Origin of the sequence: Streptomyces sp. NRRL WC-3549 (assembly GCF_000721935.1) — a bacterium.
GTDB lineage: Bacteria > Actinomycetota > Actinomycetes > Streptomycetales > Streptomycetaceae > Streptomyces.
In genome coordinates this window covers 617-5277 of the sequence record NZ_KL585418.1, presented here as the reverse complement: position 1 = coordinate 5277, position 4661 = coordinate 617, and the positions used below count along the sequence as shown (strand labels likewise).

The 4661-nt window shown below is 69.4% G+C and carries 2 protein-coding genes and 1 pseudogene; all 3 read left to right on the top strand.

Annotated features, from left to right (window positions below):
• Positions 1-1309, top strand: a pseudogene (locus IH13_RS38240) (alpha-1,4-glucan--maltose-1-phosphate maltosyltransferase); the annotation flags it as partial.
• On the top strand, positions 1306-3033 hold the full coding sequence (treS, locus tag IH13_RS0123525; RefSeq protein WP_031087548.1) for a maltose alpha-D-glucosyltransferase: 1728 nt from the start codon (positions 1306-1308) through the stop codon (positions 3031-3033). The pseudogene IH13_RS38240 and the gene treS, both read left to right, overlap by 4 nt.
• Positions 3034-3266: 233 nt before the next feature.
• The coding region (locus IH13_RS0123520) for a maltokinase N-terminal cap-like domain-containing protein (RefSeq protein WP_063837481.1) at positions 3267-4661 on the top strand (1395 nt) is incomplete at its 3' end.

The following is a 4661-nucleotide window of genomic DNA, read 5'->3' as shown; positions in this document are numbered from 1 at the left end:
GCTTCCCGCCGTCGCCGCCATGGGGTTCGACGTGGTCTACCTGCCGCCGGTCCATCCCATCGGCACCACCCACCGCAAGGGTCCCAACAACAGCCTCACCCCGGGCGCCGGCGACCCGGGGGTGCCCTGGGCGATCGGCTCGGCGGACGGCGGCCACGACGCGGTCCACCCGGACCTCGGCACGCTGGAGGACTTCGACCACTTCGTCGGGACGGCCCGCACCCTGCGGATGGAGATCGCGCTGGACTTCGCCCTCCAGTGCTCCCCGGACCACCCCTGGGTGAAGGAGCACCCCGAGTGGTTCCACCACCGGCCGGACGGCTCCATCGCCTACGCCGAGAACCCCCCGAAGAAGTACCAGGACATCTACCCGATCGCCTTCGACCGGGACATGGCGGGGATCGTGGCGGAGACCGTGCGCGTCCTGCGGTTCTGGATGGACCACGGCGTACGCATCTTCCGCGTGGACAACCCGCACACCAAGCCGGTGGTGTTCTGGGAGAAGGTCATCGCCGACGTCAACCGCACCGATCCGGACGTGATCTTCCTGGCGGAGGCCTTCACCCGGCCCGCGATGATGCGGACGCTGGCCGCGGTCGGCTTCCAGCAGTCCTACACCTACTTCACCTGGCGTAACACGAAGCAGGAGCTCACCGAGTACGTCACCGAGCTCGCGGGCGACAGCGCCTCGTACATGCGCCCCAACTTCTTCGTGAACACGCCCGACATCCTTCCCGGTTACCTCCAGGACGGAGGCCGTCCGGCCTTCGAGGCGCGGGCCGTGCTGGCCGCGACCCTCTCCCCCTCCTGGGGCGTGTACGCGGGCTTCGAGCTGTGCGAGAACACCCCGGTGCATTCCGGGAGCGAGGAGTACCAGGACTCGGAGAAGTACCAACTCAGGCCCAGGGACTGGGAGTCGGCGGAACGTGAGGGCCGCTCACTGGCACCCCTGATCACCTCCCTCAACCGGATCCGTCGTCGCCATCCGGCGCTCCAGCAACTGCGCGACGTGCACTTCCACTCGGTCGACAACGAGGCGCTGATCGCATACAGCAAGCGTTCCGGTTCGAACATCGTTCTGGTGGTCGTCAACCTCGACCCTCACCACACCCAGGAGGCCACGGTCTCGTTGGACATGCCGCGTCTCGGCCTCGACTGGCACGAGAGCGTGCCGGTGCGCGACGAGCTCACCGGCGACACCTATCACTGGGGCAGGACCTTCTATGTGCGTCTGGAGCCGGGTTCGACGCCCGCGCACATCGCGGTCCTGCGACCGTCCCCGCCGACCGGAGGGTCACCCACACCATGATCGTCAATGAGCCCGTCCACGACCTGTTCGAGGACACTCCCGCCAAGGACCGCGATCCCGACTGGTTCAAGCGCGCCGTCTTCTACGAGGTACTCGTCCGGTCCTTCCAGGACTCCAACGGCGACGGCGTCGGCGACCTCAAAGGCCTCACCGCCAAGCTGGACTACCTCCAGTGGCTCGGCGTCGACTGCCTCTGGCTGCCACCGTTCTTCACGTCACCCCTGCGCGACGGCGGTTACGACGTGTCGGACTACACCGCGGTGCTGCCGGAGTTCGGCGACCTCGCCGACTTCGTGGAGTTCGTGGACGCCGCGCACCAGCGCGGCATGCGCGTGATCATCGACTTCGTCATGAACCACACGAGCGACCAGCACGAGTGGTTCCAGCAGTCCCGCACCGACCCCGACGGGCCGTACGGCGACTACTACGTCTGGGCCGACGACGACAAGCAGTTCCCGGATGCCCGGATCATCTTCGTCGACACGGAGACGTCCAACTGGACCTTCGACCCGGTGCGCAAGCAGTACTACTGGCACCGGTTCTTCTCGCACCAGCCCGATCTCAACTACGAGAACCCGGCGGTGCAGGAGGAGATCATCTCGGCGCTCCGCTTCTGGCTGGACCTCGGCATCGACGGCTTCCGGGTGGACGCCGTGCCGTACCTCTACCAGCGCGAGGGCACCAACTGCGAGAACCTTCCGGAGACCCACGGCTTCCTCAAGCGGGTCCGCAAGGAGATCGACGCCAACTACCCGGACACGGTGCTGCTGGCCGAGGCCAACCAGTGGCCGGAGGACGTCGTCGACTACTTCGGCGACTACGCGGCCGGCGGCGACGAGTGCCACATGGCGTTCCACTTCCCCGTGATGCCGCGCATCTTCATGGCGGTGCGCAGGGAGAGCCGCTACCCGGTCTCCGAGGTCCTCGCGAAGACCCCGCAGATCCCGTCCGGCTGCCAGTGGGGCATCTTCCTGCGCAACCACGACGAGCTCACGCTCGAAATGGTCACGGACGAAGAGCGCGACTACATGTACGCGGAGTACGCCAAGGACCCGCGGATGCGGGCCAACATCGGCATCCGCCGCCGCCTCGCGCCGCTCCTGGACAACGACCGCAACCAGATCGAGCTGTTCACGGCGCTGCTGCTGTCGCTGCCGGGCTCCCCGATCCTCTACTACGGGGACGAGATCGGGATGGGCGACAACATCTGGCTGGGCGACCGTGACGCGGTGCGCACCCCGATGCAGTGGACACCGGACCGCAACGCCGGGTTCTCCTCCAGCGACCCGGGGCGGCTCTACCTCCCCACGATCATGGACCCGGTCTACGGCTACCAGGTCACCAACGTGGAGGCGTCGATGGCGTCGCCCTCCTCGCTGCTGCACTGGACCCGGCGGATGATCGAGATCCGCAAGCAGAACCCGGCGTTCGGCCTCGGCTCGTACACCGAGCTGCCGTCGTCGAACCCGGCCGTGCTCGCGTTCACCCGCGAGTACAAGGACGACCTGGTGATGTGCGTCCACAACTTCTCGCGGTTCGCGCAGCCGACCGAGCTGGACCTGCGGGACTTCGACGGGTGTCATCCGGTGGAGCTGATCGGCGGGGTGCGCTTCCCGGCCGTGGGTCAGTGGCCCTACCTGCTGACCCTCGCGGGACACGGTTTCTACTGGTTCCGGATGCGCAAGGACACGACGGCCACCCTGCCGCCGCGGGCCGCGAACTGACTGAGCGTCTGCTTCGTGGCGCCTCCCGCGGGGCGGTCTCCGCCGCCCCGCGCGGGGCACTCGGACGCCGTATCGAGCCCTTCGCGGCCCCTTCGGGCTCCTGGTGCCCTTCGAACGATCGAGTCCGTACGGACCATCCTCACCCGACACGTCCCGCACAGCCGGACAGCCATTGCCGCAATCCGGGACACTCTTCGCATCCTGTGGTGTGCCCGGGGAAAGGACGCGATGCCATGTCGGAGGCTGCATCCACTCGAGTCGCCCTGGCGAAGAGCACGACAACGAGAAAGACCACGAGACGAAGTCCGTCCGGCCCGGTGGCCGCTCCGCCGGGCGCCGCGGACACGCACGCCCTGCTGCCGTCCCTCGCCCCGCTGCTCCACGAGTGGCTGCCCCGGCAGCGGTGGTTCGCGGGCAAGGGCCGGCCGGTCACCGGCTTCTCGCTCGTCGCGGCGACGGAGATACTGCCGCTGGACCCGTCGGCCGCGGGCCCCGGGCTGCTGCACCTGCTCGTCCGGGCCCACCAGCCGGACAGCCCGGCGCAGACCCACGGCGACTGCTACCAACTCCTGCTCGGCGTACGCGGCGCCCTGCCCGCACACCTGGCGGCGGCGCGGATCGGTCAGGTGGCGGACGGTCCGCTCGCCGGCCGCACGCTGTACGAGGGGCTCCACGACCCACGCGTCGCCGGCCTTCTGCTGGAACGATTCCGTAACCCTGGGTCACTCGGACCGCTGCGCTTCGAGCGGTCGGCGCCGATCGAGCCGGGGCTCGCCCCCCGTGTCCTGGACACCGAGCAGTCCAACTCCTCACTGGTCTACGGCGACGCCTACATCCTGAAGATCTTCCGCCGGGTCTTCCCCGGCACCAACCCCGATCTGGAACTGCCGCTGTCGCTCGCCCGCGAGGGGTGCGGCCGGGTCCCGGCCCCGGTGGCCTGGTTCGAGGCGACCACCCCGGAACCGCTGACGCTCGGCGTGCTCCAGCCGTTCCTGCACGGGGCGAAGGACGGCTGGCAGCTGGCGCTGGCCGCGCTCGGTGCGGGACGCGACTTCACCCCGGAGGCCCGTGCGCTGGGGCGGGCCACGGCGGAGGTGCACACGGCCCTCGCCGCGGCGCTCCCGACGCCCGCCCTGCTCCGGTCCCAGACCCGGCACCTGGTGACGGGGATGGTCGAACGGCTGGAGGCCGCCGCGCAGGCGGTCCCGGCCCTCGTCCCGTACGTCCCGGGGCTGCGTACCGCCTTCGACGCCGTGACCGTACGGGGACACCAGGGCCGCAGCTGGACCGCCCAGCGGGTCCACGGCGACCTCCACCTGGGGCAGACCCTGCGCGGGGAGGACGGTTTCTGGTCACTGATCGACTTCGAGGGCGAGCCCTCCAAACCCCTGCCCGAGCGCCGCAGCCCGCAGCCCCCGGTGCGCGACGTGGCGGGGATGCTCCGGTCCTTCGACTACGCGGCGCGTTCGCACCGTCCGTGGAGCCCCGAGTGGGCGGCCCGCTGCCGCGCCGCGTACTGCGAGGGCTACGCCGACGCTGCGGGCACGGACCCGCGCGGCGAACCGGAACTGCTGCGCGCCCACGAGACCGACAAGGCGGTGTACGAGGTGTCTGTCTCTTATACACAT